A 20,404-nucleotide genomic window follows, 5' to 3' on the forward strand; every position below is an offset into this window, starting at 1 on the left:
AACATGTTTACCGACACGATAAACAAATGCGCCGCCAACGCGGCGCGCATCGTCCGCCTGGCGAAGGAGAGCCCGCTCGGCTTCTGGATCAGCTCGGCGATGGCGGGCGCCTACGTCGGCCTCGGCATCATCCTGATCTTCACCCTCGGCAACCTGGCCGACCCAAGCGTGCGGCCGCTGGTGATGGGCGCCACCTTCGGCATCGCGCTGACGCTGGTGATCATCGCCGGTTCCGAACTGTTCACCGGCCATACGATGTTCCTGACGCTCGGCGTCAAGGCCGGCACCATCCGCCAAAGCCAGATGTGGGCAGTGCTGCCGCAAACCTGGTTCGGCAACCTGCTCGGCTCGGTGCTGGTGGCGCTGATGTATTACTACGGCGGCGGTAGCCTGCTGCCAGTGGATACCAGTCTGGTGCACAGCGCCGCATTGGCAAAAACCACCGCGCCGGCCGAGGTGCTGTTCTTCAAGGGCGTGCTGTGCAACTGGCTGGTTTGCCTGGCGATCTGGATGGCGATCCGCGTAGAAGGCGCCGCCAAGTTCATCGCCATTTGGTGGTGTCTGCTGGCCTTTATCGCCTCGGGTTACGAACACTCCGTCGCCAACATGACGCTGTTTGCCCTCTCCTGGTTCGGCAACCACAGCGAGGCCTACACCCTCACCGGCATCGGCCACAACCTGCTGTGGGTGACGCTGGGCAACATCCTGTCCGGCTCGGTGCTAATGGGTCTGGGGTATTGGTACGCCACGCCGCGCGCCGAACGCCCGCAGGCGGCGAAAGCCGCCGTACGTCAGACCGCCTAAGTTTTCGGGGGCGCATTTCGCCCCCACACTGATTACCCCCGAGGAGTGCCGATGGACTACCTGCCGATTTTCTGCCAACTGCAACACAAAGCCTGCCTGCTGGTCGGCGGCGGCGAGATCGCCGAACGCAAGGCGCGCCTGCTGCTGGACGCCGGTGCGGCGCTGACCGTCAACGCCGTAGACTTCACCCCGCAGTTCCGCCTGTGGGCGGCAGAAGGCCGGTTGACGCTGGCCGAAGGCGAATTCAGCCCGGCCCTGCTGGTGGAAAAATGGCTGGTGATCGCCGCTACCGACCGGCTAGAGGTCAACGCACGGGTGTATCAGTGCGCCAACCAGCAGCGGGTGTTCTGCAACGTGGTGGACGATCCGAAACGCGCCAGCTTTATCATGCCGTCGATTATCGACCGTTCGCCGATCATGGTCGCGGTGTCCTCCGGCGGCAAAGCACCGGTGTTGGCGCGGCTGCTGCGCGAGAAGCTGGAAGCGATGCTGCCACAGCACCTCGGCAAGCTGGCCCAACTGGGCGGCTCGCTGCGCCAGCGGGTAAAACAACGCTTCAGCAGCCTCGGCGCGCGTCGGCGCTTCTGGGAACGGTTGTTCGCTCACGATCGGCTGGCGCAGTCGCTGGCCAACGACGACGCCGCGCTGGCTGAGCGCCAGCTCGAGCAGCTGTTCAGCGAACAGCCGGCAGATCGCGGTGAAGTGGTGCTGGTGGGCGCCGGGCCGGGCGATGCCGGCCTGCTTACGCTGAAAGGGCTGCAACAAATCCAGCAGGCCGACGTGGTGGTTTACGACCGACTGGTCTCCGAAGAGATCATGACGCTGGTGCGCCGCGACGCCGAACGTATCTTCGTCGGCAAACGCGCCGGCCACCACTGCGTGCCGCAGGAGCAGATCAATCAAATCCTGCTGCAGCAGGCGCAGCAAGGCAAACGCGTGGTGCGCCTGAAGGGTGGCGATCCCTTTATCTTCGGCCGCGGCGGCGAAGAGCTGGAGACGCTGGCAGACGCCAACGTGCCGTTCTCGGTGGTGCCGGGCATTACCGCCGCCTCGGGCTGTTCCGCCTACAGCGGCATCCCGCTCACCCACCGCGACCATGCGCAGAGCGTGCGCCTGGTGACCGGCCACGCCAAGGCCGACGGTGGATTGGATTGGGCGACGCTGGCCGCCGGGCAACAGACGCTGGTGTTCTATATGGGGCTATCGCAAGCGGCTGAAATCCAGCGCCAGCTGATCGCTAACGGGTTGCCAGCCGCCACGCCGGTGGCACTGGTGGAAAACGGCACCTCTTGCCGCCAACGGGTGATCGAAGGGGAGCTCCGCCAACTGGGTTCCCTGTCATTGCAGGCCGCCAGCCCCAGCCTGATCATCGTCGGCAGCGTGGTCAGCCTGCGCAGCAAGCTCAATTGGTTCGCCAGCGAAGAATCGCCTGCCAACCTGGCGCAAATGGCGTAATACCGACGTAAAAAAAGCGGCCTATGGCCGCTTTTTCTATTTGCGCCGGCGTTATGCCTGCGGCGGTACGAAACCGACAGCCTGATAGACCTTCGCCAGGGTTTCCTGCGCGCGTGCGCGGGCTTTGGCGGCGCCGTCGCGCATGACCTGCTGCAGGTAGGCTTCATCGTTGCGGAAGCGATGGTAGCGCTCCTGCAGCTCACCCAGCATGCCGGAGACGGCTTCCGCCACCGCGCCTTTCAGGTGGCCGTACATCTGGCCTTCGAACTCGGCTTCCAACTGCGCAATGCTCTTGCCGGTCACACCGGCGAGGATATCCAGCAGGTTGGAGACGCCCGCTTTGTTAACCACGTCGTAACGCACGACAGGCGGCTCTTCCGAGTCGGTCATTGCGCGTTTGATCTTCTTGGTCACCGCTTTCGGATCTTCCAGCAGGCCGATCACGTTGTTGCGGTTGTCGTCCGACTTGGACATCTTCTTGGTCGGTTCCTGCAGCGACATCACGCGCGCGCCGGATTTAGGAATAAACGGCTCCGGCACTTTGAACACGTCGCCGTACAGCGCGTTGAAACGCTGGCCCACGTCGCGGCTCAGCTCCAGGTGTTGTTTCTGGTCTTCGCCCACCGGCACCTGGTTGGTTTGATACAGCAGAATATCCGCCGCCATCAGCACCGGATAGCTGAACAACCCAGCGTTGATGTTCTCGGCGTAGCGCGCGGATTTGTCCTTGAACTGCGTCATGCGGCTCAGTTCGCCGAAATAGGTGTAGCAGTTCAGCACCCAGCTCAGCTGCGTGTGCTCAGGCACGTGCGACTGCACGAAGATGGTGCTTTTTTCCGGATCGATACCGCAGGCCAGGTACAGCGCCAGCGTATCCAGCGTGGCCTTGCGCAGCTTCTCGGCGTCCTGGCGAACGGTGATGGCATGCAGATCGACGATGCAGTAGATGCAGTCGTAGTCGTCCTGCATCTGCACCCACTGACGCAGCGCACCCATGTAGTTGCCGATGGTCAGTTCGCCGGACGGCTGCGCGCCGCTAAATACGATGGGCTTACTCATGTTTAAATTTCCTGATTCTCTAAAGATGACAGCCCAAGAGCGGGCAACAAATCGGCGAAGCGCTCCAACACCCGATCGGGGTGGCTCAGGGCGATCGATTCACCGTAGTTATAACCGTAGGTAAAGCCGACGCTAGGGCAACCGGCGCCCTGTGCGGCTTGAATATCGTTGCGCGAGTCGCCAACGAACAGCAGTTCATGCGCACGCAGCCCAAGCTTGCCGAGCACCAGGTACAGCGGTGCCGGGTGCGGTTTCTTTTCCGTCACGTCGTCGCCGCCGATCACCAGCGAGAAATAATCGCCAATGCCCAACGATGCCAGCAGCGGCGCCACGAACGGCGTCGGCTTGTTAGTCACCAGCGCCATCGGGTAACCGTGTGCGGCCAGGCGGACCAGCGTCTCTTGCACCTGCGGGAACAGGCGGCTGCCGCTGTCAACGGTCTGCGCGTAGAAATGGTCGAAACGCTCACGCAGCCGGCTGCACTGCGCCGGCGTGCCTTCCGCTTCCGCCCAGCGCAGCGCGCGTTGCACCAGCACGTCGGCGCCGTTGCCGATCCAGGTGCCGACCCGTTCCTCACCCGCTTGCGGCAGGCCCGTCTCTTCCAGCGCCATATCGATGGCCGCCGCCAGACCCGGCGCGCTGTCGACCAGCGTGCCGTCCAGATCGAAGGCCAATGCGCGGATCGCGCCGAAATCAGCCATGGGTAACCTTCGCCAGCTCGCTGCGCATCTCGTCGATCACCTTGCGGTAGTCCGGCTGGCCAAAGATGGCGGAACCGGCGACGAACATATCGGCGCCCGCGGCGGCGATTTCAGCGATGTTATCCACCTTCACACCGCCGTCGACTTCCAGGCGGATATCGCGACCACTGTCGTCGATCAATTTGCGCACCTGGCGCAGCTTGTCCAGAGTACCGTGGATGAACGATTGGCCGCCGAAGCCCGGGTTGACCGACATCAGCAGGATCACGTCGATTTTATCCATCACGTAATCGAGGTAGCTCAGCGGCGTCGCCGGGTTGAACACCAGGCCGGCTTTACAGCCGTGCTCTTTAATTAGCTGAATGGTGCGATCGACATGCTCGGAAGCTTCAGGGTGGAAAGAGATATAAGACGCGCCTGCCTTGGCGAAATCAGGCACGATGCGGTCCACCGGCTTGACCATCAGGTGCACGTCAATCGGCGCAGTAATGCCGTAGTTGCGCAGCGCTTCGCACACCATCGGACCGATGGTCAGATTGGGCACGTAGTGGTTATCCATCACGTCGAAGTGCACCACGTCGCCGCCTGCAGCCAGCACGTTAGCGGTATCTTCACCTAACCGGGCAAAATCTGCCGACAGAATGGACGGGGCAATCAAAAACTTTTTCATCCGCTTCTCCAAACGTAGGGTCGAGTTGTTATGCGCCGGGGTGCCCCGGCTTAGCGATACAGCGCCAAAAGCTCGTTCACTTTGCTGCGGCCGAGAATGTTGCGGCTGATTGTGCGGCGCGCTTTCACCACATACAGCGCAGCATTCTGGTACCAGTCGCGCGTCAGCTCGGTATCGTGATTGGAGATCAATACCGGTACCTGGCTCTCTACCGAGAGCTGGTGCGCCAGTTGCGCCAGGCTCTGCTGATCGGCGATGCTGAAGCTGTTGGTGTGGTAAGCGGTGAAATTCGCCGTCGCCGACAGCGGCGCATAAGGCGGATCGCAATACACCACGGCACCGGCCACGGCCTTCGCCATGGTATCGCGGTAATGCTCGCAGACAAAAGTGGCATTGCGCGATTTTTCGGCAAACCAGTAGAGCTCTTCTTCCGGGAAGTACGGTTTCTTGTACCGGCCAAACGGCACATTGAACTCGCCGCGCAGGTTATAGCGGCACAGGCCGTTATAGCAATGACGGTTCAGGTACAGGAACAGCAGCGCCCGGCGGTAAGGCTCGGTGCTAGTATTGAACTCTTCTCGCAGCAGGTAAAACTGATCCGAGTTATTGAATTCATCGGCGAAAAGCGTGCGGGCATCGCGCACGAAGTCATCCGTGCGCAGCTTAACGATGTTATACAGGTTGATAAGATCGCTATTGATGTCGGCGAGAATGTAGGCGTCGTAATCCGTATTCAGAAAGACGGATCCCGCACCCACGAAGGGCTCGATTAAGCAGTCTCCCGCCGGCAGATGGCGACGAATCTCATCTACCAGCGGGTATTTTCCACCAGCCCATTTTAAAAAAGCGCGGTTTTTCTTCATGCCGTCAATTAGCTACTTATACAATTCAGAGCGGCGGATTGTACTCTGTTTCAGACAGCACATCAGCGCACAAATTTAAATGATTTATTTTTTAAGATCTTGCTGCACTTGGTGTACAGGTCGGACCCACGGTTTTTTCGCCTGCACATCCGCCGGCAACGAAGCAATGGCGCGCTTCGCTTCCGCAGAAGACGCATAGTTGCCGCTCACCAGCACGTACCACGGTTTGCCGTCACGCTTGGTGGCGTACACCAGGTAGTTCTGCAGCTTCTGCTGTTTGGCGTAGGCGTTCAGCGTGTCGGAACGCGAAGCGCTGCTCAGCTGCAAGGTATAGTGGCTGCCCGGCGCAGACTGCAGTGAACTGCCGCTGCTGGCGACCGCTCCCGCTTTCGCGGTGGAAGACGGCTTGGCCGGCGGCGTATACACCGTGGTCGGTGATTTATGCTGCGTCGCGGTCGGTTTGGTGGCGGCGGTTTTCGCCGGCGTTTTATGCTGTTGCGGTGCGGTGCCCTGCACAGGACGCGTCGCTTCGCGCGCCGCGGCGCCGCTCATCACCGTCGCCGGTGCGGTCGGCAGCGTCGACGCTGCGCCGGTCATGCCTTGAGTCGCGGCATCCACCTGCCCCTGCTGCTGCGACAGCGCATCCGCCATGTTGCCCGGCAAATCGACGCGCTGCTGCGCGCCGCCCTGCTGAGGCTGCGTTTGCGCTTCGGTCGGTGTGCCGGAGATCGGCGGAACGCTGACGTTCTGCGGTTGCTGCGGCTGAGTCGCGCTCACGCCGTTGTTATCGTGGGTATCCGTCGTGCCGCCCGGCACGCCGTTATTGGCGGTGGTCAGCGACGAAGAACCGGACAGGTTGATATCGCGGGCCGCGCCGTTTTGCGCGCCGCTCTCCTGAGCCGCTTCATGTTTGGTTGGCGCCTTCAGGGCGGAACCGATGCCGATAATCAGCAGCAACAGCACCAAAATGCCGATGCCAATCATCAAATGCTGGCGCGAAACGGCGAAGCGCGGCGCGGCGGCCGGCTTGCGCGAACGCGTAGGACGACGATCGCTGCTATCAGGTCTGAGATCGTCTTCCGGTTTAAACTCGTCCATCTGAAACCCTCCAACTAGAGGCAAAAGCCCACCACCGTAGACCTACCGTGGCACGGGCAGATTAACCCGATGATGGCAAAGCGACACCCGTCGTGCTCTGCTCACTGTATTAATATAGATGCAAATGGCGGCTAAGCCACTGTTACTTAGTCCGATTTAATTACGCTGCTGCTCAGGCAAGCAGGCGGCGATCGACGCCAGCACCAGCTCATGCCCTACGCCGCCGCGCACTTCCGCCGCACCGATCATGGTCGGCAGCACCAGACGCAGTTCACCCGCCAGCACTTTCTTGTCACGCAACATGTGCGGCAGATAGGATTCCGGCGTCATTTCCTGCGGCCCGCAGACCGGCAAGCCGGCGCGCAGCAGCAGCGCTTTGATACGTTCGATGTCTTCAACAGAGAACTGGCCGAGACGGTGCGCGGTTTCCGCCGCCATCACCATGCCTGCAGCCACCGCTTCACCGTGCAGCCACACGCCGTAGCCCATCTCGGCTTCGATAGCATGACCGTAAGTATGGCCCAGATTCAGCAGGGCGCGCAGACCGCTTTCGCGTTCGTCGGCGGCCACCACCTCGGCCTTCAGTTCGCAGCAGCGGCGGATACAGTAGGCCAACGCCTGCATATCCAACGCCATCAGCGCATCGATGTTATTTTCCAACCAGACGAAGAACTCGCGATCGAGGATGATCCCGTATTTGATGACTTCGGCCAGGCCGGAAGAGAGTTCACGCGTCGGCAACGTTTTCAGGCAATCCAGATCAACCACCACCGAAGCGGGTTGATAGAAAGCGCCGATCATGTTTTTGCCGAGCGGGTGGTTGACGGCGGTCTTGCCGCCTACGGAGGAGTCCACCTGCGACAACAGCGTGGTGGGAACCTGAATGAAGCGCACGCCGCGTTGGTAACACGCGGCGGCAAAACCGGTCAGATCGCCGACAACGCCGCCACCGAGGGCGATCAGCGTGGTATCGCGACCGTGCGGTTTTTCGAGCAGCGCCGAAAACACCTGCTCCAACACCGCCAGAGATTTGTACTGCTCACCATCGGGAAGAATCACCTGATCCACCACGACGCCGCTCTGCTCCAGCACCTGCCGGACACGCTCGAGATAGAGCGGCGCCAGGGTCTGGTTGGTGACCAACATCGCTTGCTCACCCGCCTTTAACGGCATAAAAGAAGCCGGATCGTTAAACAATCCGGCGGCAATGGTAATCGGGTAGCTGCGCTCCCCAAGCGTTACAGTAATTCTCTCCATGTCGCGCTCAGTTCTCTGTATGGTGCGGCGGTGGTTGATCCCCGCAACAGCGGGGAACACAAATCAGTTTTTCGCATTGGCCGACGGCGAACGCGAAAATTGGCAATCAGTTGCTTTCCAGCATGTTGATGATCTGGTTAGCAACCACTTTAGCGCTCTGATCGTCGGTGCGGATGGTGACATCGGCAATCTCTTCATACAACGGATTACGTTCTTTCGCCAAGGCTTCCAGCACTTCACGCGGCGGAGAATCAACCTGCAGCAGCGGGCGTTTTTTATCACGCTGAGTGCGAGCCAGCTGCTTCTCGATCGTGGTTTCCAGATAGACCACCACGCCGCGCGCGGACAGACGGTTGCGCGTTTCGCGCGACTTCACCGAACCGCCGCCGGTCGCCAACACAATCCCTTGTTTTTCCGTCAGTTCATTAATGACTTTTTCTTCACGATCGCGGAAACCTTCTTCCCCTTCCACGTCGAATACCCAGCCCACGTCAGCTCCGGTACGTCGCTCAATTTCTTGATCGGAGTCGAAGAACTCCATATTGAGTTGCTGAGCTAACTGACGGCCAATAGTGCTTTTGCCGGCACCCATAGGCCCAACCAGAAAGATATTGCGTTTCTCTGCCATGTTTTTCGGTATTACTAAGACAATTCGTTAATGTTAACCCGCCCCGCCAATCAAATCAGCGGCGGGACCTAAACTGAAACCTCATGAGCGATAGTGCGAGATCAGACGAAAAATTATCTCAACACTCTTGGTAGTTTGGCAACCGAATAAATCGCAATCCACGCCGCGGGAGGGAAACCATATGTTTTTAACGGCGTCTTGACGCTAACAAAAAACCTCGGTGCTCAATTCGGTAACCCTTGTAAGCTAAATCGGCCGCAGCGTCAAACGCAGATCCCCCCAAGGGGATAAAAAAGTGTATCTGCTCATCAACTTTAGGAGATTTGCCGCCCAGCCGACAGGCAGCCGCTTATCCCTTAATCAAGGTCGGCGTAATGAAGATCACCAGCTCGCGTTTTTTCTGTTGTAGGCCACTTTGCCGGAACAAGCCCCCCAGCAGTGGCGCATCTCCCAATCCCGGCACCTTGTCCGCCGTCTTGCCGCTATGCCGTTGAAAAATACCGCCGAGCACCAGGGTTTCACCGCTTTTCACCGTGATCTGCGTCTTAATCTCCTGTTTATCGATGGTCAATGCCTCCCCCGCCCCGCGGCTGATGGCACGCCCCGGCATATTTTGGCTGATGTGCAACGTCAGCGTGATGCGCCCGTCCGACAACACTTTCGGCGTCACCTCCATGCCCAGCACCGCCTCTTTGAACTCAATCGCGGTCGCACCGCTGGCGCCGCTCGACACTTCATAAGGGATCTCCGTCCCCTGTTTGATGCTGGCGGTTTGCAGGTGCGCCGTCAGCAAACGCGGGCTGGCGATGATCTCCACCTGATTCTCCTGCTCCAGCGCCGTCAGCTCGAGGCTCAGCAAACGCCCGCTGATGCGCGCCAAATGGAAACCGGCGCTCACCGCGCTGCGCTCCAACGGCAGATTAACGCCGAGATTGCCCGGCCGCAGCGGCCGCGTCGGTTTTTCGTCGGCCGCCAATCCCCAACGCACGCCAAGTTCACGCAGGCTTTCGCTGTTGATGGTCACGATATGCGCCGCCAGCTGCACCTGTGCCAGCGGCGCGTCCATTTCCGTCACCCTTTTTTTCAACTGCGCCAGGATTGGCGCCGTGTCGCGCAGTAACAGCGTATTGGTGCGCTTATCCGCCAGCACGCTGCCACGCTCGCTGAGCAAGGCGCCGCGTTGAGCATTGAGGCTTTCGGCAATCTCCGCCGCATCGCCGTTTTGTAACGTCAGGGTCAGGCTGTGCAAAGGCTGCCGCTGCGCCAGCGCTTCTCGCTGCTGTTTTTTTTCCTGCGCGTCCGGCTCCGGGGCGACCAGCATCACGCTCCCCTCCCGCGTCATCGTCAGCTTGCCCATACGCAGGGTCAGCGCCAGCGCCTGAGGCCAGGGCACATTCTCCAGCCGCAGCGTCAGGTTGCCGCTTACGCCGGGCGCGACGATCAGGTTCATCTGCCGATAATCCGCCAGCGCCTGCAGGATAACCGTCACTGGCGCATCCTGGAACTCCAGGGAAACCTGCTGTTTATCCTGCGCCTGGACGATGCCGAGCGACAGACACCACAACGCCACGCCCAATCCAGCGAGTCCTTTCATGGTTTGCCATCCTTGTTGTTGTCCATCATGAGCGAGATGTCGCCCTGGCTCGCCGGACAATCCGGTTCGGCCGCCAGCGCCGTTAACGTCAGGCTGCGCGCCCGCACCTGCGCCACCTGCCAACGCTCGTCCAGCACCCACTGCTGCGGCCGCAGGCGCAACCACTGCCCTGCCGGCGTCACCACCCAGCCATAGCGCAGCGGCGGTTGCCCGATGACGCCTTTCAGTCGCCAACCCGCCGGCGATGCCTCCTGATGGGCACAAACAGGCAGCGGAGGCGGCGCAAACGGATCGCGCGGTTCTGCACACAAGGCCCACGGCCATAGCAGCCACCACCAACGGCCCGGTCTTTTACTCATCGGCCTGCTCCTCGGCGGCATCCTGCAACACCAACCGCGCCGTCATGCCCTGCGGCGCCGTTTCCACGCTCAATTGTTCGAGACGCAAATCGGCGGGCAGCGCCTCCAACAGCGCCAACAAACCGGCATAATCAATGCGCAAACTCAGCGTTTGCCGCAGCGGTTTTTCCTGCCGCTGCCAGCGCAACAAGGCGCCCCCCGCTTGTTGCAGCACGTTCGCCAGATCGCCGGCGGTGGTCGGACCGATCGGCGTTGGCGGCATAGGGGCTTCCGGCGCCTCGTCCAGTTGGTGCTGTACCATGGAAATCTGTTGCAACAGGCGCTGTTGCCGCTCCGCCGCGTTTTCCCGCTGACGCCATTCGTCTTGCAGCAGCCAACCGCCGCCCAACAGCGCCAGCGTGCCGATGCCCAGCCCTTGCGCCACCAGCAATAGCCAGCCCGGCAAGTTCAGCCAAAAGCGCAGCCCGGATGACAAACGGCTATCCATCACGCCCCCACTGCGCCGCCAGATGAAAGGAATACAGACCGTCGTCCCGTTGCGTTACCTCAGCCAAACGCAGCCGTGGCAACGCAGGCATCCCCGCCAGCCGCCGTTCGAACTGCGTGATGGCCGCAGGAGAGCGGCTCAATCCACGCAGCCGCAGACCGTTCGTCGCATCGCTGTCCAGCGCCGTGAGCCACAGCGGTGGAGGAATGCTGAAGGACAATTGCTGAAGCAACTGCAAATAACGCCGGTTATGTTGGCCGTTGCGCGCCTGCCGTTCGGCGCGGGCGCTGTGCAGCGCTCGCTGCGCCCGCTCTTGCTGCTGCTGATGGGCGAGCAACGTCAAGGCCGCCAGCTCTTCACCCAGCATCGTTAGCCGCGCCTGCCGCTGCGCCTGTTGGTGACGCAGTTGGCCGGCAACCAGAAACAGCACCAGCAGCAGTAGCGTTACCTGCAACAGCAGCGCACCCAGCCAGAAACAGCCGCGCCGCCGATCGCGGCGCTGTCGCCAGGGCAGAAAGTTGACCTGATACATCAGCGATCCTCCTCGCGCAGCGCCAGACCACCGGCCAATGCGAACGCCGCAGGATGCGCAGGCAACGGTGGGCGCAACTGCGTGAAGGCGCTGAGCGGCGACCAGGCAAGGCAACCGGTGGGCAAGGCACCTGCCAGCACGCTGCCGGCATAGACCGGCCGATCGTCGCCCGCCGGCATCTGGGCTTGCAGCGCCCGCAGCGCCTGCGCGTCATCGTCGCCCGGCGCCAGACCAAAGGCGAACGCGCCGTCAGCCGGCGCCACCCACAGCCATTCTCGTTCGAGACGGTGCATCAGCCCCGCAGCGGGCGGTACGCCTGCCGCCGTCGCCATCATCCGCAGCGCACAAGGGGTGATATCGACCGCTTGCGGATGCAGGCCAGCCTGACGCAAACAATGCAGCCACTGCTGCAGCTCCTGCCGCCGCGCGGCGGTCAGCAACAGCGCCGCCTCATCCGCCGGCGCGGTGCGATAGTCGAGCGCCAGCGTCTGGCCATCGAGCGGAAACTGCTTCAAACCGTGGCCACCGATATAGTCGCTGCGTTCCGGCTCGCGCAGCCGCGCGTCCGGCTGCGCCATGCGCTGCTGCAACACGCGCTGCGCCGGCAGAGCAATGCGTAAGGAAATATGTCGCGGCAGTTGAACGCGCCATTGCCGCAGCGCCCGGATCAGGAATTCGGAAGGTTCCAGGCAGCCATCGCGTAAAACCGCCTGCGGCAGCGCCTGCTGCCACCAGTGGCGCAACTGCCAGCCATTGCGGCGGCGTTGGGCCGCCACCGCGCGCACGCAGTCGATTTGTATATCCAGCCCCACCTGCCATGCTTGAGGGAACATGTTTCGCAAGCCTCCATAACATCAGATGATAAAAGAACATATCCATGTCGCAGGCTTGCCTTTATACTACCGCGCGGTTGTTTATAAACTGCCCAAATGACTTAGAAATGGGAAATCTCAGGTGAAGTTCGTAAAGTATTTACTAATCCTTGCAGTATGTTGCATCGTGCTGGGAGCAGCCTCGATTTTCGGCTTGTACAAATATGTCGAGCCGCAGCTGCCCGACGTCGCAACGCTGAAAGACGTACGGCTGCAGATACCGATGCAGGTTTACAGCGCCGATGGCGAACTGATCGCCCAATACGGTGAGAAGCGCCGCATTCCGCTGAAACTGGATCAAATTCCGCCGGTGATGGTGCACGCATTTATCGCCACCGAAGACAGCCGCTTCTATGATCACCATGGCGTCGATCCGGTCGGCATCTTCCGCGCCGCCTCAATCGCGCTGGTCTCCGGCCACGCTTCGCAGGGGGCCAGTACCATTACCCAACAACTGGCGCGTAACTTCTTCTTAAGCCCGGAACGCACCCTGATGCGTAAAATCAAGGAAGCTTTCCTGGCGGTACGCATCGAGCAGATGCTCACCAAGGATGAAATCCTTGAGCTGTATCTGAACAAGATCTATCTGGGTTACCGCGCCTACGGCGTGGGCGCCGCCGCACAGGTCTATTTCGGCAAAGACGTCAGCCAGCTCACCCTGAGCGAGATGGCGACCATCGCCGGCCTGCCGAAAGCCCCGTCTACCTTCAACCCGCTCTATTCGCACGATCGCGCCGTTGCCCGCCGCAACGTGGTGCTGTCGCGCATGCTGGACGAGCATTACATCACGCAGGCGCAGTACGATCAGGCGCGCGCCGAAGATCTGGTCGCCAACTACCATGCGCCGGAAATCAGCTTCTCCGCGCCGTATCTCTCCGAGATGGTGCGTCAGGAGATGATCAAGCGCTACGGTGAAAACGCCTATACCGACGGTTACAAGGTTTACACCACCGTCACCAAACGGCTGCAGTTGGCGGCGCAGGAGTCGGTACGCAACAACGTGCTGGCCTATGACATGCGCCACGGCTACCGCGGCCCATCCAACGTGTTGTGGAAAGTCGGCGAAGCGGCCTGGGATCGCAAACAGATTGTCGACTCGCTGAAAAACTTGCCGAGCTACGGCCCACTGGCGCCGGCGGTCATCACCGCTGCTAACCCGCAGGAAGCGACGGCGATGCTGGCCGACGGCAGCAGCATTGCCCTGCCGATGGCCACCATGCGCTGGGCGCGGCCGTACCGTTCAGACACTCAGCAAGGCCCAACGCCGAAACGCGTCACTGACGTGGTGCAGACAGGTCAGCAGGTATGGGTGCGTAAAGTGAACGACGCCTGGTGGCTGTCGCAGGTGCCGGACGTCAACTCGGCGCTGGTCTCGATCAACCCGAACGACGGCGCGGTGAAAGCGCTGGTCGGCGGCTTCGACTTCAACCAGAGCAAGTTCAACCGCGTGACGCAGGCCCTGCGTCAGGTGGGGTCAAACATCAAACCGTTCCTGTACACCGCCGCGATGGATAAAGGCCTGACGCTGGCCACCATCCTGAACGATTTGCCGATCACCCGCTGGGATGCCGGCGCCGGCACCGACTGGCGGCCGAAGAACTCACCGCCGACCTACGACGGCCCGATTCGCCTGCGGCAGGGGCTGGGGCAATCGAAGAACGTGGTGATGGTGCGCGCAATGCGTGCGATGGGCGTCGACTACGCGGCGGAATATCTGCAGCGCTTCGGCTTCCCGGCACAGAACATCGTGCATACCGAATCGCTGGCGCTAGGTTCCGCCTCCTTCACCCCGATGCAGCTGGTACGCGGCTACGCGGTGCTGGCGAACGGCGGTTACCTGGTTGACCCATACTTCATCACCAAGATTGAAGACGACAACGGCAATACGGTGTTCGAAGCTAAACCGAAAGTGGTGTGCAGCAGCTGCAACCTGCCGGTGATCTACGGCGACACCCACCGTTCGGCGGTGCTGTCCGACGACAACATCGAAAACGTCGCCACCTCGCAGGAAGGCAGCAACAGCACGGTGCCGATGCCGCAGCTGGAGCAGGTTACCCCGGCTCAGGTGCAGCAGGACGGTGACCAACAGTATGCGCCGCACGTGATCAGCACGCCGCTGGCCTTCCTGATCCACGACGCGCTGAACAGCAACATCTTCGGCGAACCGGGTTGGATGGGCACTGCCTGGCGTGCCGGGCGCGATCTGAAACGTCATGATATCGGCGGCAAAACCGGTACCACCAACAGTTCCAAAGACGCCTGGTTCTCCGGCTATGGCCCGGATACCGTGACGTCGGTGTGGATCGGTTTCGACGATCACCGCCGCGATCTGGGCCGTTCGACGGTATCCGGCGCTATCCCGGATCAGATTTCCGGCGGTGAAGGCGGAGCCAAGAGCGCCCAGCCGGCGTGGGACGACTTCATGAAGACCGCGCTGGAAGGCATTCCGGAGCAGAAAGTCACGCCGCCGCCAGGCATCATCAGCGTCACCATCGACAAAAGCAGCGGCAAGCTCTCCGGCGGTGGCGGTGGCAGCCGTTCCGAGTACTTTATCGAAGGGACGCAGCCGACGGACTACCCATCGCGCGATACCGGCACCACGTTGACCGATCCGGGCGGTGAAAGCCACGAGCTGTTCTGATCGAAAAGGGCCAGAGAAATCTGGCCCTTTTTTTATTCGGCGCGAAGCGTATCAGCGCGACGCGCGCAAAAACGCCTCGGAGAGAAACAGCGCGCTGACGTTGCGCGCCTCACGGAAATCCGGTTCCGCCAGCAACGCCATCATGTTGGCGATCGGCCAGCGCACCTGCGGCAAGGGCTCCGGTTCATCCCCTTCCAGGCTCTGCGGGTAGAGATCGTGGGCCAGCACGATATTCATTTTGCTGGAAAAGTAGGATGGCGCCATCGTCAGCTTACTGAGAAAATCAAAGCGCTTCGCGCCGTATCCCACCTCTTCCATCAGCTCGCGGTTGGCCGCTTCCAGCACGCCCTCTCCGGGATCGATCAACCCTTTCGGGAAACCCAGCTCATAGGATTCAGTGCCCACCGCATATTCGCGAATCAGCAGCAGGTCATCGCCAATCACCGGCACGATCATCACCGCTTCGCGATCCGAAGGCCGCATGCGCTCATACACCCGCCGAACCCCGTTGCTGAATTCCAAATCGACCGACTCGACGTTGAACAAACGCGAACGCGCGACCGTTTCCACTTTCAGAATTTTAGGTTTTTGCAGGTGTTTATCCATGATTGCCTCAAAGAGGTTACCCAGGCGTGGACGGGGCAACCGAAATAATGATTGGCGTAACGCACGGCTCGTTGGCGCTCAAATGCTGACCAAATTCGATCCTGATCACATTGTGCGTTAAGGGCAAGCTCCGCCGCAACGAGCATGAACAGTAATTTACTTTCTTTTAACAAGCGTAGCCAGCGGCGGGCGATTTTCCGTACTGATTCAGCAAACAGCACGCATGAAAATAGGATAATGCCGATATCGACGGCAGAGGCCGGTTGCTAGTATCACGCAGGCAAGAATCAGTGATAAAATGGCCTTGCGTCATGAAGGAATGAGATCCAGAGCGAGAATCTGTTTGTTCCCTCATTAGTTCTGGGTGCCTCCTGGCGGTTTACTCCGTATAATATTCAGCTTTTCATCAGGTTGGCGAAATTCACGGGTGTGAGATGGGGATTGCATGAGCACAATAGTGTTGATATTGGCCTTAGTGCTTGTCTGCCTGATTGCCGCCGGCCTGTACCTGTGGTTCAAGGCCCGCAACCCGTCGGCGCTGGCGCACGCGTTGCCGTTTATCAAGCCTGCCCACCGCAAGCTGACCGATGAAGAGCGCGCCGCGGTCGAGTTCTACCTCAATCAGCAAAACAAGCTGAGCAACAAACTGTTGCCCGGCGGCGGCGCTACGCTGCCCGCAGCCAAACTGGCGCTCACCCCGCAAAGCGATAACGTTTATCCCGTCACGCACGCCATCACCCGCTACGGTCTGGCCAGCGACGATCCCAATAAATGGCGCTATTACCTCGATGCCGAAGAGGTACATCTGCCGCCGTTTTGGGAACCCTACATCACCGCCGACAACCATGTGGAATTGATCCGAACCCAGACGCTGCCGCTGGTGATTTCGCTCAACGGGCACTCGCTGAAAGATCATATTCACGACCGGCCGCAGCCGCCGGTGGTGACCTCCGCGCCGACCAAAAACGCTTCCATCCGCAAGGAAGAGAGCGAACATGTCGAGCTGGTGAACATTCGTAAGGAAACGCCGGAAGAGCATGCGCTGAACCGGCCGAACGGCATCCGTGAAGCCGTCATCATCTCCGCCGCGCTGCTGCTGCTGTTCTTCAGCCTGATCAGCCCGGTGCTGGTGATCCCGTGGATGATTTTCGTGGCGGTGCTGATGATCGCCTGGGGATGCTGGAACCTGTTCCGCCGTCCGGCGTCACGCGAGCTGAAAGAGATCCACTGCCTGCGCGGCACGCCGAAGCGCTGGGGACTGTTCGGCGAATCCGGCCAGGGACAGATCAGCAACATTTCACTCGGCATCATCGATCTTATCTACCCGCCGCACTGGCAGCCGTACCTGACGCAAGACTTGGGCAAGACCACCGATGTGGACGTCTACCTCAATCGGCAGGTGGTGCGCCAGGGCCGTTTCCTCTCGCTGCATGACGAAGTGAAGAATTTTCCGCTGCAGCAGTGGGGCCGCAACGCGGTGCTGGTCGCCAGTTCGGCACTGGTACTGCTGTTGTTGCTGATCTATATCCCGCTCAATCTGCCGCTGACCCTCAGCATGGCCTGGCTGCAAGGCGCGCAAAAAGTGGAAGTGACCAGCGTACAGGCGCTGGAAGCTACGCCGCTGCGCATCGGCGACACCCTAAAGGTGCGCGGCAGCGGCATGTGCTATGTGCCGCCGCCGGCCAACGGTGGCGGCGCCGTCAATTTTGCGCCGTTCGATTGCTCCGGCATTTACTGGAACAACGCCGCCCCGCTGCCGCAGCCGGAATCAGAAGTCATAGACAAAGCGACGGCCCTGCTGGCCACGGTCAACAGCCAGCTGCATCCGAGCGGCACCGATCAGAAGATCAACCCGCAGCTGGCCAGCGCCATCGAGAAATCCGGCATGATCCTGTTGGATGACTTTTCTGATATCGTTTTGAAAACACAGGATTTATGCCAGGCAGAAAACGACTGTGTGCGGCTGAAAAACGCGCTGGTCAACCTGGGCAACGCCAAAAACTGGAGCGGCCTGGTGAAACGCGCCAGATCAGGCGCGCTGCAAGGCGTCAACGTCCTGCTGCGCCCGGTAAGCGCCGAGTCGCTGGAAAGCCTGACCAAAGTGGCCACGTCGTCGTTCATCTTCAATGAAACGCGTCTGGCCGCCGCGGCGCTCAACAGCCCGCCGCCGGGCGGTTTCCTGATCCGCAGCGATGAAGGTCGACAGTTGGTCAGCCATCCGCAATCCTCAGCGCCGCAGAGCGAATACAACGCTCTTGACCAGTGGAATGAGTTGCAGCGCCTTTCCACTCTGCTGCTGCATACCCCATTCCAGGCGCAGGGGGTGATCACCAGCCTCAGCGTCGATGCCAACGGCACCCGCCACGTGGCGCTGCACAGCGAACCGGACATGATCACCCTGTGGCGCTACCTCGGTACCAGCCTGCTGTTGCTGGCGGTGGTCGTCAGCCTGGGCTATAACGCCTGGCGGCTGGTACAGCGTCGGCGCATCAATCAGCACCGCGTCGCCGATATCCAGCGTTACTACGACAGCTGCTTCAATCCGCAGCTCAATCCGATGTCAATGCGGCCGATGGCCTGAACCTGACGCCGGGGGTCTCCGCCCTGTCATCTGCTTATGCTACGCTAACGCTATTATTCTCATCTGCGGACCGCCCGTCGGTCCGCCCATGGAGTTTTTATGGTTCCCGAGTTTGATTGGCCGCAGATCGATACCGTGCTGCTGGATATGGACGGCACCTTGCTGGATCTGGAGTTCGACAGCCACTTCTGGCTCAGCCTGGTGCCGCAAGCGCTGAGCGAAAGGCGCGCCATTCCGTTCGACGAAGCCCGTCATATCATTGAACGGGAATATCAGGCGGTGCAGCACACCATGAACTGGTATTGCTTCGATTACTGGAGCGAGCGGTTGGATCTGGACATCTACCGCATGACCAGCGAAGTCGGTAGCCGCGCGCGGCTGCGCGAAGACACCGAGCCGTTTTTACGGGCGCTGCGCGACGCCGGTCTGCAAACCATTTTGCTGACCAACGCCCATCCTCACAGCCTGGCGGTGAAAATCGAGCATACCGGCCTCGATCGGCACCTTGATTTATTGTTTTCCACCCACACATTTGGTTATCCGAAAGAAGATCAGCGTCTGTGGCAAGCGGTGCAGCAGCACACCGGATTCAACCCGCAGCGCACGCTGTTCGTCGACGACGGCGAGCCTATCCTCGACGCGGCGCGCACTTTCGGCATTCGTTACTGCCTGGGCGTGCAAAACCCGGACTCCAGCACGGCGGAAAAAAGCTTCCAGCGCCATCCGTCGATGCGCGACTACCGTCTGCTGATACCGGCGCTGGCCAAGGGGGAAGCATGAAGGAAAAAGCGACGCGCGACGACGCGGTCCGGCTGGATAAGTGGCTGTGGGCCGCACGCTTCTATAAGACTCGCGCGCTGGCGCGCGAAATGATCGACGGCGGCAAGGTGCATTACAACGGCCAGCGCGGCAAACCGAGCAAGATTGTCGAACTCAATGCCGAGCTTAAGCTGCGGCAGGGCAACGAAGAGCGTACGGTGATCGTGCTGGCGCTGACCAGCCAACGCCGCGGTGCCAACGAGGCGCAGCAAATGTATCAGGAAACCGAAGCCAGCATCGCCAACCGCGAAAAAATGGCGCTGGCGCGCAAGATGAACGCGTTGACCATGCCGCATCCGGACCGTCGTCCGGACAAAAAGGAGCGGCGCGACCTGATGAAATTTAAATTTGGTGAGCCGGAATAACCCCTCACCGTAATGAGAGAAGATTATGTCCAACCATGACCAATTGCACCGTTACCTGTTTGAAAACTACGCGGTGCGCGGCGAGCTGGTTACCGTCAGCGAAACCTATCAGCAGATCCTGAACAACCACGACTACCCGGCGCCGGTGCAAAAGCTACTGGGTGAACTGCTGGTCGCCACCAGTCTGTTGACCGCAACCCTGAAGTTCGACGGCGACATCACCGTGCAGCTGCAGGGCGACGGCCCGCTGAAGCTGGCCGTGATCAACGGCAACAACCGCCAGGAGATGCGTGGCGTTGCGCGCACCCAGGCGCCTATCGCCGACGACAGCACCCTGCATCAGATGATCGGCAACGGCGTCATGGTCATCACCATTTCCCCGACGGAAGGCGAGCGCTATCAGGGCGTGGTCGGCCTGGAAGGTGAAACCCTGGCAGAATGCCTGGAAGCCTACTTCCGCCAGTCCGAGCAGCTGCCAACCCGCCTGTTCATCCGCACCGGCGAAGTGGAAGGCAATGCCGCAGCAGCCGGTATGCTGCTGCAGGTGCTGCCGGCGCAGGACGGCAACCTCGATGATTTCGATCATCTGGTGCAACTGACCAACACGGTCAAAAGCGAAGAGCTGTTCGGCCTGCCGGCCAACGAAGTGTTGTACCGCCTGTACCATCAGGAAGAGGTCACCTTGTACGAACCGCAGGACGTACAGTTCCGTTGCACCTGTTCGCGCCAGCGTTGCGCCGACGCGCTGATGACCCTGCCGACCGACGAAGTGGCGGACATGCTGGAGCAGGACGGTAATATCGACATGCACTGCGACTACTGTGGCAGCCACTATGTCTTTGACCCGGTTGATGTTGCCGCTTTGTATGCGGGTAATACCGGCGAAAGCGACCAGTTGCACTAAGTTACACTCCCTCGGCGGGTGCGCCCAGCGCCCGCCAACGCCCGCCGTTTGCACGTTTGCTTTTTTCCGTGTGCTATCTCTCAGATCGTAACGAAATACCGCCTAAAAC

General features: G+C 60.6%; 20 protein-coding genes. 7 read left to right on the top strand and 13 right to left on the bottom strand.

Going from position 1 to position 20,404, the window contains the following annotated elements; translation table 11 throughout:
* Positions 1-3 precede the first annotated feature (3 nt).
* Both nirC and cysG read left to right on the top strand, forming a co-directional pair.
* Positions 4-804, top strand: coding sequence for a nitrite transporter NirC (gene nirC / locus ACMGGW_RS21275; RefSeq protein WP_049206055.1), 801 nt, complete (start codon positions 4-6; stop codon positions 802-804).
* 51 nt (positions 805-855) lie between these two features.
* Positions 856-2,259 (top strand): siroheme synthase CysG, encoded by a 1,404-nt coding sequence (gene cysG, locus ACMGGW_RS21280; protein ID WP_127146882.1) that lies wholly within the window; start codon positions 856-858, stop codon positions 2,257-2,259.
* Positions 2,260-2,310: 51 nt separating this feature from the next.
* Here cysG and trpS read toward each other — a convergent pair whose 3' ends face one another.
* The 12 genes from trpS to pilM all read right to left on the bottom strand — a co-directional run bounded on the left by trpS (position 2,311) and on the right by pilM (position 12,340).
* On the bottom strand, positions 2,311-3,318 hold the full coding sequence (gene trpS / locus ACMGGW_RS21285; protein WP_025304534.1) for a tryptophan--tRNA ligase: 1,008 nt from the start codon (positions 3,316-3,318) through the stop codon (positions 2,311-2,313).
* A 2-nt stretch (positions 3,319-3,320) separates the two neighbouring features.
* Positions 3,321-4,019, bottom strand: a complete 699-nt coding sequence (locus ACMGGW_RS21290) for a phosphoglycolate phosphatase (RefSeq protein ID WP_043138894.1) — start codon at positions 4,017-4,019, stop codon at positions 3,321-3,323.
* Complete coding sequence (gene rpe / locus ACMGGW_RS21295) at positions 4,012-4,689, bottom strand: ribulose-phosphate 3-epimerase (protein WP_004930320.1); 678 nt, start codon at positions 4,687-4,689, stop codon at positions 4,012-4,014. Before rpe ends, ACMGGW_RS21290 begins: the two co-directional genes overlap by 8 nt.
* 50 nt (positions 4,690-4,739) lie before the next feature.
* The gene (gene dam / locus ACMGGW_RS21300; protein WP_025304536.1) at positions 4,740-5,552 is read right to left on the bottom strand and encodes an adenine-specific DNA-methyltransferase; all 813 of its coding nucleotides are present in this window, start codon (positions 5,550-5,552) and stop codon (positions 4,740-4,742) included.
* An 84-nt stretch (positions 5,553-5,636) separates the two neighbouring features.
* A complete protein-coding gene (locus ACMGGW_RS21305; RefSeq protein ID WP_049206049.1) occupies positions 5,637-6,650 on the bottom strand; it encodes an SPOR domain-containing protein in 1,014 nt (337 codons plus the stop codon).
* A 156-nt stretch (positions 6,651-6,806) separates the two neighbouring features.
* Positions 6,807-7,907 (bottom strand): 3-dehydroquinate synthase, encoded by a 1,101-nt coding sequence (aroB, locus tag ACMGGW_RS21310; RefSeq protein ID WP_025304538.1) that lies wholly within the window; start codon positions 7,905-7,907, stop codon positions 6,807-6,809.
* A gap of 106 nt (positions 7,908-8,013) precedes the next feature.
* Complete coding sequence (gene aroK, locus ACMGGW_RS21315) at positions 8,014-8,535, bottom strand: shikimate kinase AroK (RefSeq protein ID WP_004391482.1); 522 nt, start codon at positions 8,533-8,535, stop codon at positions 8,014-8,016.
* A gap of 349 nt (positions 8,536-8,884) precedes the next feature.
* Positions 8,885-10,129: a DNA uptake porin HofQ gene (gene hofQ / locus ACMGGW_RS21320; RefSeq protein WP_197832477.1), complete on the bottom strand. Its 1,245-nt coding sequence runs from the start codon at positions 10,127-10,129 to the stop codon at positions 8,885-8,887.
* Positions 10,126-10,488 carry a HofP DNA utilization family protein gene (locus ACMGGW_RS21325; protein ID WP_025304540.1) on the bottom strand — a complete coding sequence of 121 codons (363 nt, stop codon included), beginning with the start codon at positions 10,486-10,488 and terminating at the stop codon, positions 10,126-10,128. The genes hofQ and ACMGGW_RS21325 overlap by 4 nt, the downstream gene beginning before the upstream one ends.
* Positions 10,481-10,975, bottom strand: coding sequence for a hypothetical protein (locus tag ACMGGW_RS21330; protein ID WP_025304541.1), 495 nt, complete (start codon positions 10,973-10,975; stop codon positions 10,481-10,483). The genes ACMGGW_RS21325 and ACMGGW_RS21330 overlap by 8 nt, the downstream gene beginning before the upstream one ends.
* Positions 10,968-11,507, bottom strand: coding sequence for a PilN domain-containing protein (locus ACMGGW_RS21335; RefSeq protein WP_164064054.1), 540 nt, complete (start codon positions 11,505-11,507; stop codon positions 10,968-10,970). The genes ACMGGW_RS21330 and ACMGGW_RS21335 overlap by 8 nt, the downstream gene beginning before the upstream one ends.
* On the bottom strand, positions 11,507-12,340 hold the full coding sequence (gene pilM / locus ACMGGW_RS21340; RefSeq protein WP_049206041.1) for a type IV pilus biogenesis protein PilM: 834 nt from the start codon (positions 12,338-12,340) through the stop codon (positions 11,507-11,509). The genes ACMGGW_RS21335 and pilM overlap by 1 nt, the downstream gene beginning before the upstream one ends.
* Before the next feature lie 121 nt (positions 12,341-12,461).
* On the opposite strand from pilM, the gene mrcA reads away from it, so the two are divergent.
* The gene (gene mrcA / locus ACMGGW_RS21345; protein ID WP_025304544.1) at positions 12,462-15,020 is read left to right on the top strand and encodes a peptidoglycan glycosyltransferase/peptidoglycan DD-transpeptidase MrcA; all 2,559 of its coding nucleotides are present in this window, start codon (positions 12,462-12,464) and stop codon (positions 15,018-15,020) included.
* A gap of 51 nt (positions 15,021-15,071) precedes the next feature.
* Here the strand turns inward: mrcA and nudE are convergent, their stop codons facing one another.
* Positions 15,072-15,626: an ADP compounds hydrolase NudE gene (nudE, locus tag ACMGGW_RS21350; protein ID WP_015379304.1), complete on the bottom strand. Its 555-nt coding sequence runs from the start codon at positions 15,624-15,626 to the stop codon at positions 15,072-15,074.
* A 445-nt stretch (positions 15,627-16,071) separates the two neighbouring features.
* Between nudE and ACMGGW_RS21355 the strand changes: the two genes are divergently transcribed.
* The 4 genes from ACMGGW_RS21355 to hslO all read left to right on the top strand — a co-directional run bounded on the left by ACMGGW_RS21355 (position 16,072) and on the right by hslO (position 20,295).
* Positions 16,072-18,207, top strand: coding sequence for an IgaA/UmoB family intracellular growth attenuator (locus tag ACMGGW_RS21355; protein WP_197832479.1), 2,136 nt, complete (start codon positions 16,072-16,074; stop codon positions 18,205-18,207).
* A gap of 99 nt (positions 18,208-18,306) precedes the next feature.
* On the top strand, positions 18,307-18,987 hold the full coding sequence (yrfG, locus tag ACMGGW_RS21360; protein WP_025304546.1) for a GMP/IMP nucleotidase: 681 nt from the start codon (positions 18,307-18,309) through the stop codon (positions 18,985-18,987).
* On the top strand, positions 18,984-19,391 hold the full coding sequence (gene hslR, locus ACMGGW_RS21365) for a ribosome-associated heat shock protein Hsp15 (RefSeq protein WP_025304547.1): 408 nt from the start codon (positions 18,984-18,986) through the stop codon (positions 19,389-19,391). The genes yrfG and hslR overlap by 4 nt, the downstream gene beginning before the upstream one ends.
* A gap of 25 nt (positions 19,392-19,416) precedes the next feature.
* Positions 19,417-20,295: an Hsp33 family molecular chaperone HslO gene (gene hslO / locus ACMGGW_RS21370; protein ID WP_025304548.1), complete on the top strand. Its 879-nt coding sequence runs from the start codon at positions 19,417-19,419 to the stop codon at positions 20,293-20,295.
* Positions 20,296-20,404 lie beyond the last annotated feature (109 nt).

Source organism: Serratia sp. BNK-4, assembly GCF_048685115.1.
GTDB classification, from domain to species: domain Bacteria; phylum Pseudomonadota; class Gammaproteobacteria; order Enterobacterales; family Enterobacteriaceae; genus Serratia; species Serratia bockelmannii.